Below are 25,107 nucleotides of genomic sequence, written 5' to 3'. Positions count from 1 at the left end.
TCCCCTCGTCGGGGGCGGGGCTTTCGGGTCAGGCCTCGGTGAGGGCCGCGCGCAGCCTCCGTACCCCCGTCTTCCACTCCTCGACGTGCGCCGCCTCCTCCCACAGTTCGAAGAGTTCGGACGGCTTGGTGAGGACGCGGTCCAGGGCATCGACGGCCGCCGGGCGGAGCGCAACCGGGAGCTCGGGCAGGGGCTCCTTCGGCCCGTACGCGGTGGTGACCGCGTCGCCGCCCGGGCACTGCGCCGCGACCAGCGCGGCCGACGCGATCGCCTCCACCGCCAGGTCCGCGTCCAGGTAGTCGCCCCCCGTCCCGGTCACCTCGCGGAACGCGGCGAGGAGCACGTCCGCCTTCTTCTCCGCCGGGGCCTTGTCCACCCTGTACGAGAAGTCGGCGGCGGTGTCGTTGTCGAAGGGGCCGATGTCCCAGGTGCCCATGGCGCGAACGCCCTCTCTGTCGTCGATCGGAGGTACGGGCATCGTGGCAGGCACCACTGACAACGGCCGTCCAGCAGCGACGGGTGCGGCGGGCGCGCTGGTGGCCGTCAGAGGTCCAGGGCGTGGCCCGTCGTCGCGTCGACGTGGGCCGGGACCTCGTCGTGGCGGTCGCCCACCGTGGACGTGCCCGTCGGCTCGAACATGAGGATCTCGGCGCCGACCGGGGCGGACGGCCGGTGCTCCGTGCCGCGCGGCACCGTGAACACCGAGCCGCGGGGAAGACGGACCGTGCGTTCCCCGGCCGGTTCGCGCAGCGTGATGTGCAGCTCCCCGCCCAGGACGAGGAAGAACTCGTCCGTGTCGTCATGGACGTGCCACACATGCTCGCCCTCGACCTTCGCCACGCGGACGTCGTAGTCGTTGACGTGCGTCACGACTCGGGGGCTCCACAGGGCGTCGAAGGAGGCCAGTGCGGTGGTGAGGGCGAGGGGTTCGTTGCTCATGCGGCGATCGTCGCCGGTGGAACCGCCGCCGCGTGAGTGCTAGGAATCGCACATGCCGCAAGGATCCTCGCAGTCGTACGGACTCCACCGGGTCGTCGTGATCGTCGACGCCGGCTCCAACCCCTTCGAGCTCGGCTGCGCCGCCGAGGTCTTCGGCCTGCGCAGGCCCGAACTCGGCGAAGGACGAGAGCTGCTGTACGACTTCCAGCTCTGCTCGCCTGATCCGCGCACGCTCATGCGGGACGGCTTCTTCACCCTGACCGGGGTCGCCGGACTGGAGGCCGCCGAGGAGGCCGACACGGTGATCGTGCCGAACCGGCCCGACGTGGAGGTGCCGCGCCGCCCGGACGTGCTCGACGCCGTCCGGCGCGCTCACACGCGCGGCGCCCGGCTCGTCGGCTTCTGCAGCGGAGCCTTCACGCTCGCCGAGGCAGGGGTGCTCGACGGGCGGCGGGCCACCGCGCACTGGCAGTGGTCGGACGAGTTCCGGGAGCGGTTCCCGGCCGTTCGGCTCGAAGAGGACGTTCTGTTCGTGGACGACGGTGACATCCTGACGGCGGCGGGGAGTTCGGCGGCGCTCGACCTCGGACTCCACGTCGTCCGGCGCGACCACGGCGCCGAGATCGCCAACGCGGTCAGCCGACGGCTGGTCTTCGCCGCTCACCGTGACGGCGGGCAAAGGCAGTTCATCGAGCGGCCCGTGCCGGACGTGGTGGAGGAGTCACTGGGACCGGTCCTCGCGTGGGCGCAGGAACGACTGGACCGGCCGCTGGCCGTCGTCGACCTGGCCGCGCGGGCCGCCGTCAGCCCGGCGACGCTCCACCGCCGTTTCCGGGCGCAACTGGGGACGACGCCGCTGGCCTGGCTGACGGGCGAGCGCGTCGCGCTGGCCTGTCGGCTCATCGAGCGGGGGGAGGTGCGGCTCGACGTGGTCGCGCGGCGGAGCGGTCTCGGCACGACGGCGCACCTCCGCGCCCTGATGCGCCGCGAGACGGGCCTCTCCCCGTCCCAGTACCGCCACCGCTTCGGCCCGGCCGCCCCGTGACGCCCATGGACCCGTGACGCCTTGGACCCGTGGCGCCCGCCCGTGTGACGCCCCGTGGACCGGTGGCTCCCACCCGCCCTGTGACGCCCGTGGACCCGTGGTATCCACCCCCGCCTGTGACGCCCGTGGAGCCGTGGCACTCGCCCACCCCGTGACGTCCGTGAACCCGTGAAGCCCGCCACCCCGTGACCCCCGTGGGCCGCGCCCACCGGTCCGGCCGTCGCCCGGCAGGCGCCGACCCCGTGGAAACCGTAGCGGCCGCGCATGCCGGCCCCGCGGAAGCCGTAGCGACCGCGGCCACCGGCCCCGCTGCCGGGCCGCCCCTGGGGCCCGCGGTGTAGGACTCTCGACGTATGTACGGGGTGGAGGGCGTCTGCGACCATGACGGCCATGCCGCAGAACGACCCCGCAAGCAAGGCCGCCACGGCCTCCGCCCCCCTCCCCTCCATACCCGCCCCCGCCCGCCCCTGGCTGGTCGTCCTCGCGGCCTGCGCGGGGCAGTTCCTCGTCGTTCTCGACGTCTCCGTCATGAACGTGGCCCTGCCGTCGCTCAAGGCCGACCTGGGACTCTCCACCCTGGAACTCCAGTGGGTGCTCAACGCCTACTCGATCGCCTTCGCCGGTTTCATGCTGCTCGGCGGGCGGGCCGCCGACCTCTACGGGCGCAAGGCGATGTTCCTGCTCGGCCTCGGTCTCTTCACCGCGGCGTCCGTCGTCGGAGGCCTCGCCCCCGAGGGCCAGTACCTGATCGGCGCCCGCGCCGCGCAGGGCCTCGGCGCCGCCCTCCTGTCACCGGCCACCCTCACCCTCATCACGGGCGCCGTCCCGGCGGGAGCCGCCCGCACCCGGGCCATCGGGACCTGGACGGCGGTCGGCGCGGCCGGCGGCGCGGCGGGCGGCTTCGTCGGCGGCCTCCTCGTCGACCTGCTGTCCTGGCGCTGGGTCCTCCTCATCAACGTCCCCGTCGGCATCCTGGTCCTCGTCGCCGCCGGCCTGTGGCTGCGGGAGAGCCGCACGGCGGCCGGCCGCCGCCTCGACCTGCCGGGCGCCGTCCTCGTCACGGCGGGCCTCGCCACCCTCGCGTACGGCATCGTGCAGACCGAGGCGGTGGGCTGGATCGCCCCCGCCACCCTGCTGCCGCTGCTCGGCGGCCTCTTCCTGCTCGCCGTCTTCGTCCTCGTGGAGTCCCGCACCCGGGAGCCCCTCGTGCCGCTGGGCATCTTCCGCAACAGGGCCGTGTCGGTGGCCAACGCGGCGATCCTGCTGTGCGGTTCGAGCTCCTTCGGCATGTGGTTCTTCATGACGGTGTACGCGCAGAACGTCCTCGGCTACACCCCCCTCCAGGCCGGTCTCGCGCTCGTTCCCAGCTCCCTGAGCGTCCTCCTCGGCTCCAAGCTCGCCCCGCACCTGATGCCGGTCGTCGGGGCCAGGAACCTCGCCGTCATCGGTGCGCTCATCGGCGCCGCCGGCTTCGCCTGGCAGTCGACGCTGACCGCCGACGGCACCTTCCTCGGCACGATCCTGGGCCCCGGCGTCCTCATGATGGGCGGCATCGGCCTCGCGACCACCCCGCTCGCGACGCTCGCCACGTCCAGCGCCTCCCCGGGCGACGCGGGTCTGGTCTCGGGCCTCGTCAACACCTCCCGCACGATGGGCGGCGCGCTCGGCCTGGCCATCCTGACGACCGTCGCCGCGGCGGCCACGCCCTCCCTCCTCGTCCTCGGCGCACCGGACCCGTCGTACCTCGTCCCGGGCTACGCGACGGCCTTCCGCGTCTCGGCCTGCGTCCTCGTCACGGCTGCCGCGCTGATGCTGCTCCGGCTGCCGAAGGAGGTGGCCCCGCGGAGGTGACGGACCGGGTGACAATGCTCCTCATGATGATCAAGAGCAGGTTCAGAACCGCCGTGACCGCGCTCGCCGTCGGCGCGGCCCTGACGGTCGCGCCCTCGGCGTCCGCGGAGCCGGTGGTGGCCGTGACCACCGGCGCGATATTCAACGACCCCTCCAGCACCGACAAGGCCGCCACGGGACGGATCCTCTTCCACCTGACGGGTCTCGTCGACGGCGCCGAGGCGGGGTCGTCCATCCGGATCTCCCTCTACCTCTTCCACTCCCAGTACATGGCCGAAAGGCTCGTCGCCGCCCACCGGCGGGGCGTCTCCGTCCAGGTGGTCCTCGACGGGGACAGCACCTCGGGTGCGGCCACCTACCTCGCCACCGAGCTGGCCAAGCCCGGCAGCGCGCCGTCCTGGGTGCGTACCTGCAAGACGTCCGAGGCCTGCCTCGCCCTGGACCCGGGCACCACGGCCGCGGACCCCGACGGCTGGTACCCCAACGTCAACCACAACAAGTTCTTCCTGTTCTCCCGCACCAAGGGCAAGGGCGACACCGCGGTCGACAACGTGGTGGTGCAGTCCTCAGGCAACCTCACCGGGCAGGACACCGACGCCTGGTGGAACGACGCCCTGACGGTGGTCGGCAACACCGAGCTCTTCGCCGCGTACACCCGGTACTTCGACGACCAGGCGGGGGCGGCCGTCGGGGAGAGGCCGCAGGTCGCCGACTACGCCCACGACACCCAGGCGGGCAAGGCCAAGGTCTACTTCTTCCCCCGGTCCGGCACCGACGTGGTCGTGAACATCCTGAAGACGGTCGCCCCGGCCGGCACCGCGAACCCCTGCGGCGGCAACTCCCCGGGCTTCGGCACCGCCGACGGCCGTACGAGGATCCGCATCGCGCAGGGCCACATCACCCGCACCGAGGTGGCCAGGCAGCTGTGGGAGCTCGCCGAGAAGGGCTGTCACGTCGAGATCGTGTACCGCTCCCTCGAGAACTGGGACGCGGCGACCGGCACGCCCCAGTCCGAGGTGTCCACCTGGCTGACGAGGCCGACCTCGGGGAAGGGCCGGATCATCCTGCACGCGCTCGACAACGACGGCCGCGGGGGCTCCGACACCCACACCAAGTACCTGCTGATCGAGGGCACGTACCTCAACGGGGTCGACAAGAAGATCGTCTTCACCGGCAGCCACACGTACACGGGGATGGCGCTGACGGTGAACGACGAGACACTGCTCAAGTACGAGGACACGACCGTCTTCGGCCAGTACGCGACGAACTTCGAAGCCCAGCGCGCGGCCTCCCTCGCGGAACGCGACCTGTAGGCCTCCGTTCCTCCAGCCGCCGCCGTACGGCCGGGGTTTGGGCCGGCCCCGGCCCCGGCCGTACGGCCGTAGCCGCTGCCGTACGGTCGCGGGCCGTCAGTCCCGGCCCGCCTCCGGGTCCACCGCCGAGAGCACCGGGTCGAAGGCCGTCTCCCCGCGCAGCACCTGTCGGACCGCCTCCGCCAGCTCCTCCACGCGCCCGTCCTTGACCAGGAGCCCGGCCGCCCCCGCCTCCCTCGCCCGCCGCGGGTACCCCGGCCGCCCCGAGGTCGCCAGGACCAGCACCCGGCAGTCCGGCACCTCGTCCCGCAGGTCCCCGGCCGCGTCGAACCCCGACCGCCCCGGCAGCTCGGCGTCGAGCAGGGCCACATCGGGGCGCCCGACGAGCGCCGCGTCCACGACCTCGTCGCCGCGCCCGACCCGCGCGACGACCTCGAAGTCGTGCTCCATCCCGAGCAGCAGCGCCAGCGCGCCCGGTGTCGTCCTGGGGTCCTCGGCGAGCAGGATCCTGATCATTCCGTGGGCTTCCCGTCGTGTGGGCGGAGGTCTCCACGGGGTTCCGCGGCGACCCGGACCGCCCGCGGGACGGTCCCGGGACAAGCCTGCCGCCTGGGGCCGCGACCCGCGCGCGCGGACGCGGCGTACCGCTCGCGGGCGTCAACGAGGCCTGGAACAGATGCGCACCGGCGCCGCTCTGCGCACCTGCGTCGAGATCTGAGGCCGGAGGGGACTCCCCGTGAGGTCACTGCCCCTGGGAGGAGCGCGATCGTCACCGGCGCCGGACAGGGCCTCGGCCGCGCCGAGGCCCTGGAACTCGCCACCGGACGGCCTGCTCGCCCCCCGCCCGCCCGGCGGGCGAGACCTTCGCGGCGGCGGGGGTGCCGCGGCTGAAGAGGGGCTGAGAAGGCCGAGCGCGGCGCGGGCCCGGCCGGCGGTGGGGGGAAGACGAAGGGCCCTGGGGGAGACCCCGGGGCCCTTCGCCTCGCTGGACTGCCCGGTCACCGCGCGGTCGGCGCGGTCACCCCGGTCACTGCCCGTCGGGCTCGCGACGGTGGCGGCCGCGCGGGGAGGACGCGGAGTCCTCCGTCGGCGCGGCCTCACCGCGGTGCTTGCCGGAACCGAGCGGCTCCTGCCCGTGCGTGCTGTTCTCCGACATGGTCGAAATCACCCCGTTGACATCGGTCCTGCTGTGCAGCCCGAGAGTCTAGCCAGCGGGTCTGCGGTCGGTGAGGGGTGCCTGCTGAAGCGGCACCGGACGGCACACCCGGGGCTCCTCCACGACGGCCGCGACCGTCACCGGCTCGGGCACCGGCTCCGGTTCCGGCGGCGCCTCCAGGTCCGCCAGCCCGCACGGCGCCCCGGCCGTCACGTACGGCAGCCGCAGCACGCCCCCGGCCGTCCACAGGCCCGCACCGGCCAGCCAGCCCGCCGGCGCGGCCACGTGACCCATCCGCCGGGCCGAGGGCCGCCAGATCCCGACCCAGCTCCCGGCCGCCGCGTCGATCCGCAGCGCCACCCCGCAGCTCTCCGGCATCAGCACCTGCCCCGGCTGCACGGCGAACGGCGTCACCGCCGCGTCGTCGAGCCGCAGGCACTCCGGGAACCGCACCGGAAGCAGACTCCCCAACACCCCCCAGCCGAGCCGGTCGTGCCCCGGCGACGGCGCGTCGGAACGGATCAGGAGGAGCCCGCTGTCCGGGTCCGCGAGGAGCAGCCGGTCGTGACTGTCCTCGGTGATCTGGAGCAGGGGCGTCACCTCCCCGCCGCGCTCCAGATCGACGGCGACGGTCTTCACCGGCCCGTCGCCGAGTTGCCGGTCGAGCGCCAGCAACCGGCCCGTACGGTCGAGCCACACCCCGCCCGAGCAGCGGCCCCTGACCTCCGCCACCCGCTCCGGGCCGAACGCGCCACCCGCGACCAGCCACACCGTGGTCGTGTCGGGGCCCACGCACATCGCGTACGCGCAGATGCCGTCCGGCGCGGGCGGCAGCAGCACCAGGTGCTCGGAGCCCGGGGCCTGGACCGCGCCGAGCTGGAGCTCGCCGGTCGCCGGGCCCGTGGGATAGAGCAGCGAGAACGTGTTCCGCCGCCCGTCCACGCGGCGGGAGACGAGGACCCGGCCGTCCGCGAGGGGCAGCAGCCGGGTGCCCGGCTCCTCCGGCTGGCCGAGGGGCAGCGGTACGGCGTACGGCTCCGGGCCGTCGAGGGTCCACCGCTCCACGTACAGGGCGTCCCCGGCGCCCGCGAGCCTGGCGGCGTACGCGCCGTTCGCCGTGATCGTGAACCCGGTCGGCCAGGCACCGCTCCCGGCGCGCTCCCCGCCCCGGTTCCCCTCGCGGTCGTCGTCCTCGGCCGTCGTCTCGATGGCACACGCTGTCATCGACTCGTCACCTCCGGCCACGAAGCTAGTTTTCGCACTCCCAGCCGAACAACACGAGCCCGGTCACTTCACACATAAGGGTGGCCCTGTGGCGATTCGGCTGAGGGGCGAGGGGGGCCTGTGCTGGAGTTGCCCGTGGTGAGTAAGGTAAGGCGAACCTAAACGGAGCCTGTGGCTCCGCCCCGGTAGCGCCCGTATCCCCGCCAGGACCCGTACAGGAGCCCTCTCATGCCCCTCCGCCGCCGCGGCACCGCCGTCGTCGTCGCCCTCGCCGCCTTGCTCTCGCTCGCGGCCTGCGGAGGAGGAGACGGAGGATCCGACACCGCCGCGAAGGAGGACACGGGCAAGAAGAAGGACGTCGCCACCGGCGGCAAGGACTTCGGCGACGCGGCGGCCAAGACGGCGGCCATGGGCACGGACGCGAAGGCCGGCCAGTTCCCCCGCACGCTGACCCACGCCCTCGGCAGGACCGAACTGAAGTCCGCCCCCAAGCGGGTCGTCGTCCTCGACGTCGGCGAACTCGACAACGTCGTCTCCCTCGGCGTCCAGCCCGTCGGCTACGCCCCCTCCGAGGGCGACGACGGCATCCCCGGCTACCTCAAGAAGGACGCGGGCGCCCCCAAGTCCGTCGGCACCATCAACAACCTCAACCTGGAGGCCATCGCCAACCTCCAGCCCGACCTGATCCTCGGCAGCCAGCTCCGCGCCGCCGACAAGTACGACGAACTGTCGAAGATCGCGCCGACCGTGTTCTCCATCCGCCCCGGCTTCACCTGGAAGGAGAACTACCTCCTCAACGCCGCCGCGCTCGACCGGACCGCCCAGGCGAAGGAGAAGCTCGCCGCGTACGAGACCAAGGCCAGGCAGCTCGGCACGGACATCGGCCCGGACAAGCCGACCGTCTCCATGGTCCGCTACCTCCCCGGCAAGATCCGCCTCTACGCCAAGGCGTCCTTCATCGGCACCATCCTGGAGGACACCGGCCTGCCCCGGCCCGAGAACCAGCGGATCGACGACCTCGCCGCCGAGATCAGCCCCGAGAAGATCGACGAGGCCGACGCCGACTGGATCTTCACCGGCGTGTACGGCGACGCCAAGGCCACGAAGAAGGACACCGCCCAGGCCAACCCGCTGTGGAAGAACCTCAGGGCGGTCAAGTCCGGCCAGGCCAAGGACGTCCCGGACGAGACCTGGTACCTCGGTCTCGGCGTCACGGCCGCGAACAGCGTCCTCGACGACCTGCGCGCCGACCTCGTCGAGAAGTAGGGCGGGTACGGGGCGCGGAGCGGGCGCCGGTACGACCCCGTACCGGCGCCCGCTCCGGCACGGCGCCGCCCCCGCCACCGGGCACGACGCCCGGGCACGTGAGCCAGGTAGCCTTTCCCCCGTGCCCCGCCTGTCTGAAGTCATCGCCGCGCTCGACGCCCTCTGGCCACCCGAGCGGGCCGAGTCGTGGGACGCCGTCGGCACCGTCTGCGGCGACCCCGACGCCCAGGTCACCCGCGTGCTCTTCGCCGTCGACCCCGTCCAGGAGATCGCCGACGAGGCGATCGCCCTCGGCGCCGACCTGATCGTCACCCACCACCCGCTCTACCTGCGCGGTACGACGACGGTCGCGGCCGGCCACTTCAAGGGCCGGGTCGTGCACGGCCTCATCAAGCACGACATCGCCCTCCACGTCGCCCACACCAACGCCGACACCGCCGACCCCGGTGTCTCCGACGCCCTCGCGGGCGCCCTCGACCTGCGGATCACCGGCCCCCTCGTACCCGAGAACAACCTCGGCCGGATCTGCGAACTCGACCACCCCGAGACCCTCGCCGAGTTCGCCGCGCGCGCCGCGAAGCGACTGCCCGCCACCGCACAGGGCATCCGGGTGGCCGGCGACCCCGGCATGACCGTGCGCCGCGTCGCCGTCAGCGGCGGCTCCGGCGACAGCCTCTTCGACGCCGTACGGGCCGCCGGCGTGGACGCCTTCCTCACCGCCGACCTGCGCCACCACCCCGTCTCCGAGGCCACCCAGCAGTCACCGCTCGGCCTCGTCGACGCCGCCCACTGGGCCACCGAATGGCCCTGGTGCCAGCAGGCCGCCAGCCAGCTCGACGAGATCTCCGACCGCCACGGCTGGGACCTCCGCGTGCACGTCTCGAAGACGGTCACCGACCCCTGGTCCTCCCACCACACCTCCCCTGGAGCCCCCAACTGAACGCCGCGCCCGCCGACCAGATCCGCCTCCTCGACGTCCAGGGCCTGGACGTCCGCCTCCAGCAGCTCGAGCACAAGCGCCGGTCGCTGCCCGAGCACGCCGAGATCGAGTCGCTGACCAAGGACCTCACCCAGCTGCGCGACCTGCTCGTCGCCGCGCAGACCGAGGAGAGCGACTGCGGCCGTGAGCAGACCAAGGCCGAGCAGGACGTCGACCAGGTCCGCCAGCGGGCCACGCGCGACCAGCAGCGCCTCGACTCCGGTGCCGTCTCCTCCCCGAAGGACCTGGAGAGCCTCCAGCGCGAGATCGTCTCCCTCGCCAAGCGTCAGGGCGACCTGGAGGAGATCGTCCTCGAGGTCATGGAGCGCCGCGAGTCCGTCCAGGAGCGCCTGGCCGAGCTGACCGAGCGGGTCTCCGCCGTCGAGGCCAAGACCGCGGACGCCACCGCCCGGCGCGACGCCGCCGAGAGCGAGCTGGACGCCGAGGCCGCCTCCGTGACGAAGGAGCGCGAGCTCGTCGCGGGCTCCGTCCCGGCCGACCTCCTCAAGCTGTACGAGAAGCTGCGCGAGCAGCAGGGCGGCGTCGGCGCGGCCCGGCTGTACCAGCGCAAGTGCGAGGGCTGCCACATCGAGCTCAACATCACCGAGGTCAACGAGATCCGCGCCGCCGCGCGTGACGCGGTCGTCCGTTGCGAGAACTGCCGCCGCATTCTCATCCGCACCTCGGAGTCCGGCCTGTAATGTCCGCCCTTCCGTCTTCGCGAGAGCTGATCGTCGAGGCCGACGGGGGCTCCCGGGGCAACCCGGGTCCCGCCGGCTACGGGGCGGTCGTCCTGGACCCCGCCACGGGCGAGACGCTCGCGGAGGCGGCCGAGTACATCGGCGTGGCGACGAACAACGTCGCCGAGTACAAGGGCCTCGTGGCGGGCCTCAAGGCGGCCAGGGAGCTGTTCCCCGACGCCACCGTCCACGTCCGCATGGACTCCAAGCTGGTCGTCGAGCAGATGTCCGGCCGCTGGAAGATCAAGCACCCCGACATGAAGCCGCTCGCGGCCGAGGCCGGCCGGGTCTTCCCGGCGGGCCGGGTCCGCTACGAGTGGATCCCGCGCGAGCGCAACAAGCACGCGGACCGGCTCGCGAACGAGGCGATGGACGCGGGCAAGCGGGGCCGCCAGTGGGAGCCGTCCGCCTCCACGGCCGCCCTGGACACCTCCGCCGCCCGCAACGCCGCCACCCCGCCCCCGTCGGGCCCACCGGGCGACGCGACGGCGGGCGCGGCGCGAGCGAGGGCGGCGCTGGTGACGGCTGCGGTGGGCGGCAACGCGTCGGCGGGCGGCAGCCCGTCGTCCCCGGTCGGGACCGCCTCGTCGGCCGGGACTTCCGCCTCGGTCGGAACCACCCCGCCGGTCGGGACCGCCCCGGTTGCCTCGGCCGGGAGTACCGCCGCGGTCGGGATCACCGCCACCCCGCCCGCCTCCACCGGCATCATCGCCACCCCGCCCGCCTCGCCGCAGGCCGGCGCCCCCCGGCAGGGCTGGTCCGCGGGACCCGACATGGGAGCGCCCGCCACGTTCGTGCTGCTGCGGCACGGTGAGACCGCGCTCACGCCCGAGAAGCGGTTCTCGGGGAGCGGCGGCACCGACCCCGAGCTCTCGGCGGCCGGGCTGCGGCAGGCCCAGGCCGTCGCGGAGGCGCTCGCCGCGCGCGGCACCATCCAGGAGATCGTCAGCTCGCCGCTCACCCGGTGCCGGCAGACCGCCGCCGCCGTCGCCGCCCGCCTCGGGCTCGACGTCCGGATCGAACCGGGTCTGCGCGAGACCGACTTCGGCGCCTGGGAGGGGCTGACCTTCGGCGAGGTCCGGGAGCGCCACCCGGAGGACCTCGACGCCTGGCTCGCCTCCCCGAAGGCCGCGCCCACCGGCGGCGGCGAGAGCTTCGCGGCCGTGGCCCGCCGCGTCGCCGCGGCCCGGGACCGGCTGACCGCCGCCCACGCGGGCCGGACCGTGCTCCTCGTCACCCACGTCACGCCGATCAAGACCCTGGTCCGGCTCGCGCTCGGCGCCCCGCCGGAGTCGCTGTTCCGGATGGAGCTGTCGGCCGCGTCGATCTCCGCCGTGGCCTACTACGCGGACGGCAACGCCTCCGTACGGCTCCTCAACGACACCTCGCACCTGAGGACCTGAGGACCTGAGCACCCGAAGGACCTGAGCACCCACGGGCGTGCCGGCAAGAGGGTGGCGCGGGGCCCCGCCCCCGTACCACCATCCCGTCATGACCTGGCACTTCACCGAGGACCCCGCCGCTTTCCGTACGGCCGCGGCGGAGCACCTCGCCGCCGAGCCCGCCCGTAACACCGCCGTACTGACGCTCATGGACCGGGCGGACCGGCTCGGCTGGTGGGCCGAGCCCGACGGCCGGGTCACGGGGGTGCTGGCCGAGTGGCCGCCCCGCGTGCACGCCTTCGGGGCGATGACCGTCGCCGCGGCCCGCGCCCTCGTCTTCCCGGCGGGTACGGAGCCGACGGAGCTGCGCGGTGAGACGGCCGCCGTCGAGGCGTACGCGGAGGCGTCGGGCCGCCCCTGGCGGCCCACCGTCCGGATGCGGCTCTTCCGGCTCGGCGGGCTGATCCCGCCGGACCCCGCCCCCGCGGGCCGGGCCCGTGTCGCGGACGCGGCGGACGTACCGCTCGCCGCCGCCTGGGCGCGCGACTTCGCCCGGGACATCGGGGAGGACCCCGAGCAGGACTTCACGGGCCCGGTCGGCGAGCGGATTGCCGAGGGCCGCCTGCTGCTCTGGGAGACCCCCGGCGGCCGACCGGTCTCGATGGCCGCGGTCTCCCGCACGATCGAGGGCCAGGCCCGCGTCCACCTCGTCTACACCCCGCCCGCCCACCGGGGCAGGGGCCACGCGGCGGGAGTGACCGCCGCCGCCGGCCGGGCCGCCCTGGACTCCGGCGCCGACCAGGTCCTGCTCTTCACGGACCTGGGCAACCCCACGAGCAACGCCCTCTACCGGCGCCTCGGCTACCGCCCGGTGACGGACCATCTCGGGATCGCGCTCGCCCCCGCGACCGCATGATCACGCCGACGTCGTACGGGGCGGGGGTAGGGCTGTGGAGACGGTGCTGTCGGCGAGGGGCACGCGCGCGAGGTTCGACGGCGAGCGCCTGAGGATCGTGCGGGACGGCACGACCTGGCCGGTGCCGGTCCGGGCGATCGCCTCGGCGGAGGAGACGGGCGGCGGCGCGGTACGCGTCGTCCTCGCGGGGGACCCCGCCGAGCCCGGCACGGTCTCGGCGGCTCTGTCGCCCTGACCGGACCCCACGCGCGCGCGGCGGGAGCGTTCGCCGGGCATCTCCGGACGGCACTCGGGAGGGTCACGCCCGCCGCCGACGGGCACCGCCTGGTGAGCGTCGTGCGTCCGGCACCGGCCGGGCGGGGCGGCGGCCTCGGCGAGTCGGCCCGGCGCGCGGTCCGGATCGGCTGCTTCTCGGTCGTCTCGGGGCGGGCCGCGATGTCCGGCTTGACCCTCACGTAGCGTGAGGCCGCAGGGTGGGCCCATGAGCGACCACTACAACGCGTTCGAGATCAGCCCCGTGCCCACTCCCGGCCCGGACGCCACCGCGCCGGAGCCGTTCCACGGCATCTACGGCATGCCCGCGTTCGTGACGATCCCCACCGGTGACCTGGCCGCGTCGGTGGACTTCTGGGTGCGGGGCCTCGGCTTCTTCGAGCTGTTCACCATCCCCGGCACACTCGTGCATCTGCGCCGTTGGGCGTTCCAGGACGTCCTCCTCGTCCGGTCGGAGAGCGTTGCGGAGCAGCCCCCGGCGATGAGTGTCAGCTTCGCGTGCGTGCTCAGCCAGGTCGACTCCCTCGTCGAGGCCTGCCGTACGCTGCGCCCGCACGCTGTCGACGGTCCACGGGACACTCCCTGGAACACCCGCGACGTGACGGTGAGCACCCCCGAGAACGCGCGGGTCGTGTTCACCGCGGCGAAACCCCTCGACCCGGACGGCCAGGAGGCGCGGAACCTTGAAGCCATCGGGATCACCCCGCCGGGCGCCGGGCGCGGCGACCGTGAAAACCACGTCCGACACCCCTGACGGCGACGGCCTGATCGTCGGCCAGGCGGCGAGGCATCTGGACGTGACGGTCCGCGCGCTGCACCACTGGGACGACATCGGCCTGGCGCGGCCCTCGCTGCGCACGGCCGCCGGGTACCGGCTCTACACCGCCGATGACCTGGAACGTCTCCACCGCGTCGTCGTCTACCGGGAGCTCGGTCTCGGCCTGGACCGGATCCGGGCCGTCCTGGACGACCCGACCGCGGACGTGCCCGGCGCGCTGCGGGCCCAGCGCGCCCAGGTCGACGAACGGATCGAGCGCCTCCAGCGGCTCGGCACCGGCCTCGACCGGATGATCGACGCCCACGAGCGCGGCCTGCTGCTGTCCGTCGAGCAGCAGGCCGCGATCCTCGGCCCCGAGTGGAACCCGGACTGGCCCGCCGAAGCCCGCCGGCGCTACGGACACACGGCGCAGTGGCAGCAGTACGCCGAACGCTCGGCCGCGCGCGGTCCTGAGGAGTGGCGGGCCGTCGCCGACGCCATGGCCGACCTGGACCGGGCCCTCGGGGACGCGATGGACGCCGGCGTCGCACCCGGCAGCCCGGAGGCGAACCGACTCGTCGAGCGCCACCGTGACCTCTTCGCCGCGTACTTCCCCCTCACCCGGCAGATGCAGGTCTGTCTCGGCCGCATGTTCGAGGCCGATCCGGCGTACGCCGCCCACTACGACGGCATCCGTGCCGGCCTCGCCGCGTGGTTCCGTCGCCTCGTCGACGCCGACGCGCGCGCCCACGGCGTCGACCCCGACACCGCGACCTGGCGGTGACCGCCTGCCGGAAACGCGGGCCCTACGCCGAGACCGGCCCGGACCGCAGAGCCGCCGCCCCCCGGGCGAGGGACTCGACCCGCACCCAGTCGCGGGCCGCGAGGGCGGTCGGCGGCACCATCCACGTACCGCCGACGCAACCGACGTTCGGCAGGGACAGGTAGGCGGGGGCGGAGGCGAGGGAGACGCCGCCGGTCGGGCAGAAACGGGCCTGGGGGAGCGGTCCCGCGAGGGACTTCAGGTACGGGACGCCACCCGCCGCCGCGGCCGGGAAGAACTTCATGGCGTCCACCCCCTGTTCGAGCAGGGCCACGACCTCCGAGGCCGTCGACACCCCCGGCAGGAACGGCACGCCCGACTCCCGCATCGCGCCGAGCAGCCGGCCGGTCCACCCGGGGCTGACGAGGAACCGGGCACCGGCGCCGACCGCGTCCGCGACCCCGGCCGCCGAGACGACCGTCCCCGCGCCGACGACCGCGTCCGGCACCTCGGCCGCGATCGCGCGTACGGCGTCGAGAGCGGCCGGGGTACGCAGGGTGACCTCGATCAGCGGCAGCCCGCCTGCCACGAGGGCACGGGCCAGGGGCACGGCGTCGGCGGCGTCCTCGATCACGACGACCGGGACGACGGGGGTCCTCGGGGCAAGGTCGAACACGCTCGTCATGGCCTCATCCTGCACAGGGCGAGCAGGACCCGCAACGATCGTTGCGGAGAGCGCAACGGACCCCTAGTGGATCTCGTCGACCAGGACGTCGAGCGCTCCCGCCCTCCCGCCCTCCTCCACCACGTACCCCAGGTCCCGCAGCGCCACCACCAGCTCCTCGGGCGACCGCGGCGCGGCGCCCGCCTCCAGGAGACTCCGCACGATCCGCCCCTTCGTCGCCTTGTTGAAGTGGCTGACCACCTTCCGGGTCGGCGCGTGCAGCACCCGCACGGTCGCCGTCCGCGCCGCCACCTCCCCCTTCGGCTTCCACGCCGACGCGTACGCCGACGACCGCAGGTCAAGGACCAGACCGTTCCCGGCCGCCTCTGGGAGTACGGACGCCATCGCGCCGCGCCAGTGCGCGCCCAGCGCGCCGATCCCCGGCAGCCTGACCCCCATCGAGCAGCGGTACGACGGAATCCGGTCCGTCACCCGCACCGCGCCCCACAGCCCCGAGAACACGAGCAGCGACCGCCCGGCCCGCCTCGTGGCCGCCGCGTCCAGGGTCGCCAGACCCAGCGCGTCGTACAGGACGCCCGTGTAGATCTCGCCCGCCGGACGCGCGCCCGCCGTCCGCAGCTCCACGTTCTTCGCGACCTCGCCCCGCAGGCCCTCGCTCAGACCGAGGACCTCGCGCGCCTTCTCCTCGTCGGCCGCGCACAGCTCGACCAGCTCGTCCAGGACCGCCGCCCGCGCCTCGGCCAGCCCCGGCAGGGACAGCGACTCCGGCTTGAGCGGCGCCCCGCGCCCCGAGGAGGCCTTGCCCTCGGAGGGCGGCAACAGCACGAGCACGGTGGTTCTCCTTCGTCCGTACGGGATCGGGGGTGCGGCCCCGGCCGTCAAGACTACAAAGCGCCGGGCCACTTCCCCGCAGTACGGCCGTTCAGGGTGCCGTGCGCGGAACCCCGCCCTACGCTCGGTCCATGCCCCGCCGCCACCTTCACGTGACCGGCGCAGCCGAGGCTCCGCTGCGGGCCGCCCTGCGCGCACTCCGTACCGAGCTCGCGATCCCCGAGGACTTCCCGCCCGCCGTCCTCGCCGAGGCCGAGGCCGCCGCCAAGGCCCCCCGGCTTCCCGCGCACGACGCCACCGACCTGCCCTTCTTCACCGTCGACCCGCCCGCCTCCACCGACCTCGACCAGGCCATGCACCTGGCCCGCCGGGCCGACGGCGGCTACCGCGTCCACTACGCCATCGCCGACGTCGCCGCCTTCGTCACCCCCGGCTCCGCCCTCGACGTCGAGGCCCACCGGCGCGTCCTCACCCTCTACTTCCCCGACGGCAGGATCCCCCTCCACCCCGCCGTCCTGTCCGAGGGCGCCGCCAGCCTCCTCCCCGGCGAACCCCGGCCCGCCCTGCTGTGGCGGATCGACCTCGACGCCGAAGGGCGCCGGGTCGCCACCGACGTCCGCCGCGCCCTCGTCCGCAGCCGCGCCAAACTGGACTACGCGGGCGTGCAGCGGCAGATCGACGCCGGTACGGCCGAGGAACCGCTGGCCCTCCTCCGTGAGATCGGCCGACTCCGCGAGGCCCTCGAAGCCGAACGCGGCGGTATCTCCCTCAACGTGCCCGAGCAGGAGATCGTCGAGCAGGACCCGCGCGACCAACGCGCCCTGAACGACCCGCACGTCCCACCCCGCTCCCACACCCCACCCGCCCCTCACATCCCACCGGGCCCCCGCGACCACCGCACCTACTCCCTCGCCTACCGGGCCCCGCTCCCCGCCGACGGCTGGAACGCCCAGATCTCCCTGCTCACCGGCATGGCCGCCGCCGACCTCATGACCGCCGCGGGCACCGGCATCCTGCGCACCCTCCCCACCGCCCCCGACGGCGCCGTCGCCCGCCTGCGCCGCTCCGCGCAGGCCCTCGGCGTCGACTGGCCGCACCACGTCTCGTACGCGGAGGTCGTCCGCGCCGCCGACCCCGCGAACCCGCGCCACGCCGCCTTCCTCCAGGAGTGCACCACCCTGCTGCGCGGCGCCGGGTACACCGTCTTCGCCGACGGCCACGTCCCCACCCCCGCCGTGCACGCCGCCGTCGCCGACGAGTACACCCACTGCACCGCGCCGCTGCGGCGGCTCGTCGACCGCTACGCGGGCGAACTGTGCGTGGCGGCGGTCGCGGGCGACGAACCGCCCGAGTGGGTGCGGGCCGCCCTGCCCGCCCTCCCCGACGAGATGGCCGCCGGCTCGCGCCGCGCCAACGCCGTCGAGCGCGAGAGCGTCGACGTCGTCGAGGCGGCTCTGTTGAGGGACCGGGTCGGGGAGGTCTTCGACGCGTACGTGATCGACGTGAAGGAGCGCGAGCCGTCCGTCGGCACCGTCCACCTGGACGACCCGGCGGTCGTCGCCCGGATCGAGGGGGGCGGGACGCGGCTGCCGCTGGGGGAGTGGCTGCGCGTCAGACTGACGGAGGCGGACCCGGGGTCGTCGAAGGTGCTGTTCGCCCCCGCGTGAGCCCTCTGAGGTGCGCGAGCAGGGCGCGCGGATCGTCGGCGTGCACCCGCAGCACCCGTACGGGCCGGGGCGCGCCGAGCAGCCGGGGTGCGTCGACGGGCTCGACCAGCTCGATCGTGACGGAGGTCTGGGAGCCGACGGCGAGGTTCAGCTCGCCCTCGGCCTTCTCGTGCGTGAACAGCAGCTCGTGGCGGACGGCCGCGATCCGGTCGACGGGGACGCGGACGTCGACGTGCGCGGCCTGCCGCAGCCGCAGGACGTTCCCGGTGAGGGTGTGCGGCCGGGTCACGGCGGCGGCGTGCAGCCCGAGGACGAACAGCACGGTGTACACGTCCAGGACGAGGACGACCGCGTGGACCAGGGGCCGGCCGGCGAGCAGGTACGACATGCCGACCGTCTCGACCAGGCACACGAACGCGAAGCCGTACATCAGCGCCGCCTGGTCACGCGCGTGCGGGAACACCGCGTCCGCGTCGTCCACCCCCTGCGGCCGCCGCGCCGCCCACCGCACCAGACTGGTCATGATCCGCAGCTCGTGCCCGATGATCCGCAGCACGGGCCGGGGCACCAGCTCGGCCAGGACGTCCCGCCGCGAGAGTCCGCGCCGCCGCAGCCGCAGACAGGCGAGACCCTCGGCGAGCAGGAGCACGACGAGGAGGAGCTCGGCGACGGCCCACACGGCCCCCGGTATCCGCACCCCGCCGACGAGCAGGACCGCGAGGACGACTTCGGCGGGGAGCGCCACGTAGGCGGCGAGACGAAGAAGGCGCACGAGGCGGGAGGGGAGGGCATCGGACCGGCCGGCGCCCGAGGGGCGGTCGCCGTCGGGACCGGTCGTCATCGCCTCTGCTCCCGTCGGTCCCTGACGAGGCGGACCGCCAGGCGGACGGCCGCCGACTGGGCCGGGGCGAGGTCCGCGAAGAAGGTGTCGGCGAGGGAGCCGTCGGGGAAGCCGTCCGACCCGGCGCCCGGGATCTCCACCCCCAGCTCGTCCGGCAGGCAGTCGGCGAGCACCCGGGCGGCCTCCGCGACCCGTGGGTCGTCCGGTTCCGCCCCGGCGAGCGCGTCGAGCAGCGGGTACACCACGCGCGCGTGCTCCGCCGTGTCCCGCATCAGGCCCATCAGCCGGACCCGCTCCTCCTCCGGTACGACGACGTCGAGCAGGGCCAGGAGCTCCCGGTCCTTCGCGGCCATGGGGGACTCGGGCAGCTCGCCCAGACCCGCGAGGAGCGCGGCGAGCTCCGGCGACACGGGCCCGTCGGGGGGCAGCCGCCCGGCCCGCGCCTCGTGGAGGAGCGGCGCGAGACGCTCCCGGCGCGCCCGGATCACCGCCTCCTGGCGCGCCAGGTCCTCCGCCAGCTCCTCCAGCACCTCGACGAGCCCCCGCCCCTCGTCGTCCGCGAGCACGCCCCGCACCTCGTCGAGCCCGAGACCCAGCTCGGTGAGCCGCCGGATCCGGGCGAGCAGCACGGCGTCCCGGACGCCGTACTCCCGGTACCCGTTGGCCCGCCGCACGGGCTCGGGCAGCAGACCCGACTGGTGGTAGTGCCGCACGGCCCGCGGGGTGACCCCGACGAGGGCGGCGATCTCGCCGATACGCATGCGCCCAGTAGAAACCCTGACGCCGCGACAGGGTCAAGCGGTCCCCGCGCCGCCGGGTAGCATGGTCGGCACGGCAGACGAGCCGGGCGGGCGGCCGCGTGGGGATCCCCGGATCTCCCCGAGGAACGTCCGGGCTCCACAGAGCAGGGTGGTGGCTAACGGCCACCCGGGGTGACCCGCGGGACAGTGCCACAGAAAACAGACCGCCGGGGACCTCGGTCCTCGGTAAGGGTGAAACGGTGGTGTAAGAGACCACCAGCGCCTGAGGTGACTCAGGCGGCTAGGTAAACCCCACCCGGAGCAAGGTCAAGAGGGGACACCCCGGTGTCCCTGCGCGGATGTTCGAGGGCTGCTCGCCCGAGTCCGCGGGTAGACCGCAGGAGGCCGGCGGCAACGCCGGTCCTAGATGGATGGCCGTCGCCCCGACGACCGCGAGGTCCCGGGGCACAGAACCCGGCGTACAGCCCGACTCGTCTGTCGGCTCACGTGAGGGAAGGGCCCCTGATCAGGCTCGCGCCTGGTCGGGGGCCTTTGGTCTGCCCTCGACAGGGAAGCGTCCGTCTCGGGTGGGGCCGTGCCGCCGGCGCTCTTCGGACGAGGCCCCGGACCCGGCCGGCGGGGCCGTACCCGGTGCGGGCGCGGACCCGGCCTGCGGGGCCGTACCCGGTGCGGGCGAGGACCTCGGTTGCGGTCGTCGCGGGGCCGCTGTCAGTGCGGGGTGTCAGGGTGGACGCATGGACGCGTGACCCCGCTACGAACGGAGCAGTCCCATGAGCCGCCACTTCCAGGTCACCTTCGACGCCCACGACCCCCGGGCCCTGTCGGCGTTCTGGCGCGACGCGCTGGGTTACGTCCACCCCGGGCCGCCCGGGGTGGACCTGCCCGAGGGCGCCGACCCGCTGGCCGCCTGGGACGACTTCCTGGCGCGGATCGGCGTGCCGGAGGACCAGCGCAACACGCGGTCCGCCATCGAGGACCCGGACGGGAACGGTCCGCGGGTGTTCTTCCAGCAGGTGCCCGAGGACAAGGTCGCCAAGAACCGCGTCCACCTGGACGTCCGCGCCGCCCCCGGCCTCGAGGGGGAGGAGCGGATGGCGGCCCTGGAGGCCGAGTGCGACCGGCTTCTCGGACTGGGGGCGAAGCGGCTGCGCCGCTTCGAGCCCGAGCCTCCGATGAGCACCGGGTTCCTCGTGATGGCCGACCCCGAGGGCAACGAGTTCTGTCTGGACTGACGCCGTCGGCGTGACGTCAGTCGAGGACCTCGATCGTCCACTGCGGGTCGCGGTCGTCCGTACGGACGAAGACGCGCTTGGGGAGCGAGGACAGGTCCTCGAACAGGTCACGACCGAGGGCCAGGCCGTTCTGGTCGATCGCGTACGTGCCGCTCCGCAGATCGGCCGCCGAGGTGATCGTCTTCGCGCCGTCGCCGTCCACGCGCTGGAGGCGCCAGACGGAGGCGGGCGAGTCGTCGGAACGGACCGCCACGGGGGTGCGTTCGGTGCCCTCCGACACGACGGTCTCCTCCGTGCCCTTCGCGGTGAGACGGAACCCTCCTCCCTCCGGAGTGAGCAGCCACTCCGGCGCCCGGGCCCGGTCGGGCTCGGCGAGGAAGCCGACCAGCGTTCCGTCCTCGACCCCGACCGGGGCCCCCTTCACGTACAGCTTGACGACCTTGCCGTCGTTCGGCATGGCTCCTCCTGGGTTGGGTGCGGGAGTCACCCGACCATGCCCCGGACCGCCCTCTCCCGGGCCGGGGAACACGCAGGTCATAGGCTGTGTGGAGCTGAGAAGCCGTCAGGGAGGTGACAGTTCCGCGCGCCCGGCCGGGGGTGCGCGCCCGCCCGGTGTATGGGTGGGGCATGACGATTCCCGTGCATCAGCTCACCGATCCCGCCGTGCGTGCCTTCGTCACGGCCCTCAACGCCAACGACGAGGAGGCTTTCCGGGAGGCGCTCACGCCCGGCGCGACCATGTCCGACGACGGGTCCGAGCGCGACCTGGCCGCGTGGACGGAGAAGGAGGTCTTCTCCTCGCGCGGGCACATGGAGGTCGAGTCCGAGAAGGGTGACGGGCGCGATCTCGTGGCCCGCTTCCGCAACGACGCCTGGGGCGAGATGCGGACCCGCTGGCGCTTCACCGTCGAGGGCGGGAGGATCGCCCGCTTCGAGACCGGGCAGGCCTGACCGGGCGAGGGGCTGACCCCCGGGCGGGTCAGCCCCTCCCGATGTACGGCATCCGCGTCGCCATCACCGTCGCGAACTGCACGTTCGCCTCCAGCGGCAGGGACGCCATGTGCACCACCGTCGCCGCCACGTCCGCCGCGTCCATCACCGGTTCCGCCGCCAGTTCGCCGTTGGCCTGGAGGATGCCGGTCTGCATGCGGGCCGTCATCTCCGTCGCCGCGTTGCCGATGTCGAGCTGGCCGCAGGCGATCCGGTACGGGCGCCCGTCGAGCGACAGGGACTTCGTCAGACCCGTCATCGCGTGCTTCGTCGCCGTGTACGCGATCGAGTGCGGGCGCGGTACGTGGGCGGAGATCGAGCCGTTGTTGATGATCCGGCCGCCCTGGGGGTCCTGGTCCTTCATGGTCCGGAAGGCGGCCTGGGCGCAGAGGAACGACCCCGTCAGGTTGACGTCGACGACCGCCCGCCAGGTGGCCGGGTCCAGGTCCTCGACGGGGACGCCGCCGCCCGCGAACGTACCGGCGTTGTTGAAGAGTAGGTCGACCCGGCCGTAGCGGTCCCGTACGGCGGCGAAGAGGGCCGTGACCTGCTCGGCGGAGGTGACGTCCGTCGGGACGCACAGCGCCTCGGCGGAGGCCGCGGCCGCCGCCGTCTCCTCCAGGGCCTCCGCCCGGCGTCCCGCGAGGGCCACCGACCAGCCGGCCGCCGCGAGGGCCAGCGCCACGCTCCGGCCGATGCCCGACCCCGCTCCCGTCACCACTGCGATGCTCATGGGCGCGCAGCGTACGCGAGACGTGTGCCCCATGAACTCATCGTTCCGACACATGGATGTTCTGTACCCGACAACGTGAGGTCGTCGGGCCCCCCTCGAATGACGGACGGACAGCATCCGTTCCGGGGAGGGGCACATGAACCACCTACACCAGCACGCGGACGAACTGCGCGCTGCGGCACGGCACTTCGGGCGTCGGAGGTTCCTCACCGTCACCGGAGCCGCCGCCGCGCTCGCCTTCGCCACCCAGCTGCCCGCGGCCGGCGCCGCGGCCGCCGCGGAGCTCGACGGCCGGCGCCTCACCGAGGACCCGTTCACCCTGGGGGTGGCCTCCGGCGACCCCCTGCCCGGGTCCGTACTGCTCTGGACGCGGCTCGCGCCCCACCCCTTCGAGCCGGGCGGCGGGCTGCCGGCCGCCCGGGTCTCCGTCCACTGGGAACTCGCCCGTGACGAGCGCTTCACCGGGATCGTGCGGCGCGGCCGGGCCACCGCGCACCCGGAGTTCGGCCACACCGTCCACGTCGAGGTGGAGCACCTCGACGCCGACCGCGAGTTCTTCTACCGCTTCCGCGTCGGCGGCTGGGCCAGCCCCGTCGGACGCACCCGCACCGCGCCCGCGCCCTGGGCCCGCACCTCCGCGCTGAAGCTCGCCGCCGTCTCCTGCCAGGCCTACCACGACGGGTACTTCACGGCCTACCGCCACCTCGCGGACGAGGACGTCGACCTCGTCCTCCACCTCGGCGACTACCTGTACGAGTACGCCGTGAACGCCACCGGCGGCGCCCGCGCCCACACCGACCGCACCCTCCCGGCCGTCTTCAACCGCGAGACGATCACCCTGGAGGACTACCGGCTGCGCTACGGCCTCTACAAGTCGGACCCCGACCTGCGGGCCGCGCACGCCGCCCACCCGTTCGTCGTCACCTGGGACGACCACGAGACCGAGAACAACTACGCGGGCGGCACCCCGGAGAACGGCGTCCCGCCCGAGGAGTTCCTGCTCCGCCGCGCCGCCGCCTACCGCGCCTACTGGGAGCACCAGCCCCTGCGCGCGCCGCAGCGGCCCGAGGGCCCCGACATGCGGCTCTACCGCCGGCTGCGCTTCGGGAGCCTCGCCCAGTTCGACATCCTCGACACCCGCCAGTACCGCTCCGACCAGGCGTACGGGGACGGCTGGCAGGTCCCGGGGCCCGAGTCCGAGAACCCGGCGCGGACGATGACGGGCGCCGCCCAGGAACGGTGGCTGCTCGACGGCTGGGGGGCCTCCCGAGCCCGCTGGAACGTCGTGCCGCAGCAGGTCGTGTTCGCCGAGCGCCGGGACCGGCCCACCGCCGACTTCAAGCTCTCGATGGACTCCTGGGACGGCTACCCGGCCTCCCGGCAGCGGCTCCTCGCGGGCGCGGAGGCCGCCGGGGTCGAGAACCTGATGGTGCTCACCGGTGACGTCCACGTCGGCTACGGCCTCGACCTCAAGGCCGACTTCCGCGACCCGGCCTCCCGGACGGTCGGCACCGAGATCGTCGCCACCTCGATCACCAGCGGCAAGGACGGTGCCGACCGGCCCGCCAACTACGACCGGTTGATGCAGGCCAACCCGCACCTGCGGTTCTTCAACGGGCGGCGGGGTTACGTGACGGTCGCCCTCGGGACCGAGGCCGCCCGGGCCGACTTCCGTACGGTGCCGTACGTGACGACCCCGGGCGCCCCCGTGACCACGGCCGCCTCCTTCGTGACGGAGGCGGGCGACCCGGGTCTCACGCCGGCGTGACCAGGGCCTCCTGCGGATAGCGGACGCCGATGCGGTCCCGTACCGCGTCGAGTGTCCGCATCACGGCGAGCGAACCGTCGAGGGGGACGAGCGGGGACTCGGTCGCGCCCGCCCGCAGGCAGCGCATGACCTCGGCCGCCTCGTGGCGGAGGGAGTGGGGGTCGTCCGTGTTCACGAACTCCTCCGGATCCCGGCCGTCCCGGTGCAGGGTGAACCGCTCGGGGAAGAAGAAGCCGCGCGGCAGGTCGATCCGGCCGAGCGTGCCCGTCACGGACGCGGTCAGCGGGGTGTCGGCGACGAGCGAGCAGGACAGCAGCGCCGACGCCCCCGTGTCCGACCAGCCGAGGAGCATGCCCGTGTTCAGGTCGACGCCCTCCGGCGAGAGCAGCGCGTGCGCCTGGACGCTGTCCGGTTCGCCCAGGAGCAGCTGCGCGAACGACACGGGATACACGCCCAGGTCGAGCAGCGCCCCGCCGCCCACCGCGGGGTCCCGCAGCCGGTGGTCCGCCGCGAACGGGCCCGCGAGCCCGAAGTCCGCCTGTACGGTCCTGATCTCACCGATCACCCCGCCGCGGACCAGCTCCACGAGCCGCCGGACGAGCGGGTTGCAGTACATCCACATGGCCTCCATGAAGAAGAGACCGCGGTCCCGGGCGAGGGCGACCAACTCCTGTGCCTCGCGCGCGTTGAGCGTGAGGGCCTTCTCGCAGAGGACCGCCTTGCCCGCCTCCAGGGCGCGGCCGGCCGCCTCCCGGTGGGCGTGGTGCGGAGTCGCCACGTACACCACGTCGACGTCGTCGTCGGCGAAGAGCCCGGCCCAGTTCCCGTACGCCCTCGGGATTCCGAACCGGTCGGCGAAGGCTTGCGCCGACGTCTCCGTCCGGGAGGCCACGGCGACGACCTCCGCGCCGTCGAGCGTCAGCAGGTCCGTCGTGAACCGCTCCGCTATGCCGCCCGTCGCCAGGATTCCCCAGCGCACCTTCTCGCTCATGTTC

The 25,107-nt window shown here is 74.0% G+C and carries 26 protein-coding genes, 1 other RNA gene and 1 pseudogene; 16 read left to right on the top strand and 12 right to left on the bottom strand.

Going from position 1 to position 25,107, the window contains the following annotated elements; all coding sequences use genetic code 11:
* Positions 1-28 precede the first annotated feature (28 nt).
* Together ABZ567_RS02410 and ABZ567_RS02405 are read right to left on the bottom strand one after the other, a co-directional pair.
* Positions 29-436 (bottom strand): DUF4259 domain-containing protein, encoded by a 408-nt coding sequence (locus ABZ567_RS02410; protein WP_360784997.1) that lies wholly within the window; start codon positions 434-436, stop codon positions 29-31.
* A 107-nt stretch (positions 437-543) separates the two neighbouring features.
* Positions 544-939 carry a cupin domain-containing protein gene (locus ABZ567_RS02405; RefSeq protein WP_360783648.1) on the bottom strand — a complete coding sequence of 132 codons (396 nt, stop codon included), beginning with the start codon at positions 937-939 and terminating at the stop codon, positions 544-546.
* 52 nt (positions 940-991) lie between these two features.
* Between ABZ567_RS02405 and ABZ567_RS02400 the strand changes: the two genes are divergently transcribed.
* The 3 genes from ABZ567_RS02400 to ABZ567_RS02390 all read left to right on the top strand — a co-directional run bounded on the left by ABZ567_RS02400 (position 992) and on the right by ABZ567_RS02390 (position 5,148).
* Positions 992-1,984: a helix-turn-helix domain-containing protein gene (locus ABZ567_RS02400; protein ID WP_360783645.1), complete on the top strand. Its 993-nt coding sequence runs from the start codon at positions 992-994 to the stop codon at positions 1,982-1,984.
* A 381-nt stretch (positions 1,985-2,365) separates the two neighbouring features.
* Entirely contained in the window at positions 2,366-3,835 is a 1,470-nt protein-coding gene (locus ABZ567_RS02395) for a DHA2 family efflux MFS transporter permease subunit (RefSeq protein ID WP_360783642.1), read from the top strand.
* 23 nt (positions 3,836-3,858) lie between these two features.
* On the top strand, positions 3,859-5,148 hold the full coding sequence (locus ABZ567_RS02390; protein WP_360783639.1) for a phospholipase D-like domain-containing protein: 1,290 nt from the start codon (positions 3,859-3,861) through the stop codon (positions 5,146-5,148).
* Between the two features lie 123 nt (positions 5,149-5,271).
* Here the strand turns inward: ABZ567_RS02390 and ABZ567_RS02385 are convergent.
* The 3 genes and pseudogenes from ABZ567_RS02385 to ABZ567_RS02375 form a co-directional block, all read right to left on the bottom strand.
* A pseudogene (locus ABZ567_RS02385) lies at positions 5,272-5,664 on the bottom strand (response regulator); the annotation flags it as partial.
* Between the two features lie 511 nt (positions 5,665-6,175).
* Positions 6,176-6,304, bottom strand: coding sequence for a hypothetical protein (locus tag ABZ567_RS02380; protein WP_360783636.1), 129 nt, complete (start codon positions 6,302-6,304; stop codon positions 6,176-6,178).
* A 48-nt stretch (positions 6,305-6,352) separates the two neighbouring features.
* A complete protein-coding gene (locus ABZ567_RS02375; RefSeq protein WP_360783633.1) occupies positions 6,353-7,528 on the bottom strand; it encodes a hypothetical protein in 1,176 nt (391 codons plus the stop codon).
* A 228-nt stretch (positions 7,529-7,756) separates the two neighbouring features.
* On the opposite strand from ABZ567_RS02375, the gene ABZ567_RS02370 reads away from it, so the two are divergent.
* From ABZ567_RS02370 to ABZ567_RS02335, 8 genes are all read left to right on the top strand, one after another.
* Positions 7,757-8,794, top strand: a complete 1,038-nt coding sequence (locus tag ABZ567_RS02370) for an iron-siderophore ABC transporter substrate-binding protein (protein WP_360783630.1) — start codon at positions 7,757-7,759, stop codon at positions 8,792-8,794.
* A gap of 121 nt (positions 8,795-8,915) precedes the next feature.
* Complete coding sequence (locus ABZ567_RS02365; RefSeq protein WP_360783626.1) at positions 8,916-9,734, top strand: Nif3-like dinuclear metal center hexameric protein; 819 nt, start codon at positions 8,916-8,918, stop codon at positions 9,732-9,734.
* Positions 9,731-10,474, top strand: a complete 744-nt coding sequence (locus ABZ567_RS02360; protein ID WP_360784995.1) for a C4-type zinc ribbon domain-containing protein — start codon at positions 9,731-9,733, stop codon at positions 10,472-10,474. The genes ABZ567_RS02365 and ABZ567_RS02360 overlap by 4 nt, the downstream gene beginning before the upstream one ends.
* Positions 10,474-11,916 (top strand): bifunctional RNase H/acid phosphatase, encoded by a 1,443-nt coding sequence (locus ABZ567_RS02355; RefSeq protein ID WP_360783623.1) that lies wholly within the window; start codon positions 10,474-10,476, stop codon positions 11,914-11,916. Before ABZ567_RS02360 ends, ABZ567_RS02355 begins: the two co-directional genes overlap by 1 nt.
* Positions 11,917-12,004: 88 nt before the next feature.
* On the top strand, positions 12,005-12,811 hold the full coding sequence (locus tag ABZ567_RS02350) for a GNAT family N-acetyltransferase (protein WP_360783621.1): 807 nt from the start codon (positions 12,005-12,007) through the stop codon (positions 12,809-12,811).
* Between the two features lie 34 nt (positions 12,812-12,845).
* Positions 12,846-13,046 (top strand): hypothetical protein, encoded by a 201-nt coding sequence (locus tag ABZ567_RS02345; RefSeq protein WP_360783618.1) that lies wholly within the window; start codon positions 12,846-12,848, stop codon positions 13,044-13,046.
* Positions 13,047-13,292: 246 nt separating this feature from the next.
* Positions 13,293-13,838 carry a VOC family protein gene (locus ABZ567_RS02340; RefSeq protein ID WP_360783615.1) on the top strand — a complete coding sequence of 182 codons (546 nt, stop codon included), beginning with the start codon at positions 13,293-13,295 and terminating at the stop codon, positions 13,836-13,838.
* The gene (locus ABZ567_RS02335) at positions 13,813-14,625 is read left to right on the top strand and encodes a MerR family transcriptional regulator (protein WP_360783612.1); all 813 of its coding nucleotides are present in this window, start codon (positions 13,813-13,815) and stop codon (positions 14,623-14,625) included. The genes ABZ567_RS02340 and ABZ567_RS02335 overlap by 26 nt, the downstream gene beginning before the upstream one ends.
* A 22-nt stretch (positions 14,626-14,647) precedes the next feature.
* Here the strand turns inward: ABZ567_RS02335 and eda are convergent, their stop codons facing one another.
* Positions 14,648-15,289 carry a bifunctional 4-hydroxy-2-oxoglutarate aldolase/2-dehydro-3-deoxy-phosphogluconate aldolase gene (eda, locus tag ABZ567_RS02330; RefSeq protein WP_360783609.1) on the bottom strand — a complete coding sequence of 214 codons (642 nt, stop codon included), beginning with the start codon at positions 15,287-15,289 and terminating at the stop codon, positions 14,648-14,650.
* A 63-nt stretch (positions 15,290-15,352) separates the two neighbouring features.
* Positions 15,353-16,120 (bottom strand): peroxide stress protein YaaA, encoded by a 768-nt coding sequence (yaaA, locus tag ABZ567_RS02325; RefSeq protein WP_360783606.1) that lies wholly within the window; start codon positions 16,118-16,120, stop codon positions 15,353-15,355.
* Between the two features lie 131 nt (positions 16,121-16,251).
* On the opposite strand from yaaA, the gene ABZ567_RS02320 reads away from it, so the two are divergent.
* A complete protein-coding gene (locus ABZ567_RS02320) occupies positions 16,252-17,787 on the top strand; it encodes an RNB domain-containing ribonuclease (RefSeq protein WP_360783604.1) in 1,536 nt (511 codons plus the stop codon).
* On the opposite strand, the gene ABZ567_RS02315 is transcribed toward ABZ567_RS02320, so the two are convergent.
* Positions 17,732-18,628 (bottom strand): hypothetical protein, encoded by an 897-nt coding sequence (locus ABZ567_RS02315; protein WP_360783601.1) that lies wholly within the window; start codon positions 18,626-18,628, stop codon positions 17,732-17,734. The genes ABZ567_RS02320 and ABZ567_RS02315 overlap by 56 nt on opposite strands.
* Entirely contained in the window at positions 18,625-19,389 is a 765-nt protein-coding gene (locus tag ABZ567_RS02310) for a MerR family transcriptional regulator (protein WP_360783598.1), read from the bottom strand. The genes ABZ567_RS02315 and ABZ567_RS02310 overlap by 4 nt, the downstream gene beginning before the upstream one ends.
* A gap of 78 nt (positions 19,390-19,467) precedes the next feature.
* Here ABZ567_RS02310 and rnpB point away from each other — a divergent pair.
* An RNA gene (rnpB, locus tag ABZ567_RS02305) (RNase P RNA component class A) lies at positions 19,468-19,866 on the top strand.
* A 293-nt stretch (positions 19,867-20,159) separates the two neighbouring features.
* Positions 20,160-20,621, top strand: a complete 462-nt coding sequence (locus ABZ567_RS02300) for a VOC family protein (RefSeq protein ID WP_360783596.1) — start codon at positions 20,160-20,162, stop codon at positions 20,619-20,621.
* 16 nt (positions 20,622-20,637) lie between these two features.
* Here ABZ567_RS02300 and ABZ567_RS02295 read toward each other — a convergent pair whose 3' ends face one another.
* Complete coding sequence (locus ABZ567_RS02295) at positions 20,638-21,078, bottom strand: hypothetical protein (protein ID WP_360783593.1); 441 nt, start codon at positions 21,076-21,078, stop codon at positions 20,638-20,640.
* A gap of 170 nt (positions 21,079-21,248) precedes the next feature.
* On the opposite strand from ABZ567_RS02295, the gene ABZ567_RS02290 reads away from it, so the two are divergent.
* A complete protein-coding gene (locus ABZ567_RS02290) occupies positions 21,249-21,572 on the top strand; it encodes a nuclear transport factor 2 family protein (RefSeq protein ID WP_360783590.1) in 324 nt (107 codons plus the stop codon).
* A gap of 28 nt (positions 21,573-21,600) precedes the next feature.
* Here the strand turns inward: ABZ567_RS02290 and ABZ567_RS02285 are convergent, their stop codons facing one another.
* Entirely contained in the window at positions 21,601-22,377 is a 777-nt protein-coding gene (locus ABZ567_RS02285; protein ID WP_360783587.1) for an SDR family oxidoreductase, read from the bottom strand.
* 103 nt (positions 22,378-22,480) lie between these two features.
* On the opposite strand from ABZ567_RS02285, the gene ABZ567_RS02280 reads away from it, so the two are divergent.
* Positions 22,481-24,112, top strand: a complete 1,632-nt coding sequence (locus ABZ567_RS02280) for an alkaline phosphatase D family protein (protein ID WP_360783585.1) — start codon at positions 22,481-22,483, stop codon at positions 24,110-24,112.
* Here the strand turns inward: ABZ567_RS02280 and ABZ567_RS02275 are convergent.
* Positions 24,099-25,103 carry a Gfo/Idh/MocA family oxidoreductase gene (locus ABZ567_RS02275; RefSeq protein ID WP_360783582.1) on the bottom strand — a complete coding sequence of 335 codons (1,005 nt, stop codon included), beginning with the start codon at positions 25,101-25,103 and terminating at the stop codon, positions 24,099-24,101. The two genes, ABZ567_RS02280 and ABZ567_RS02275, sit on opposite strands and share 14 nt — an antisense overlap.
* Positions 25,104-25,107 lie beyond the last annotated feature (4 nt).

The organism is Streptomyces sp. NPDC016459, assembly GCF_040632845.1.
Classification (GTDB): domain Bacteria; phylum Actinomycetota; class Actinomycetes; order Streptomycetales; family Streptomycetaceae; genus Streptomyces.
This window is presented reverse-complemented; position numbering and strand designations above follow the sequence as displayed.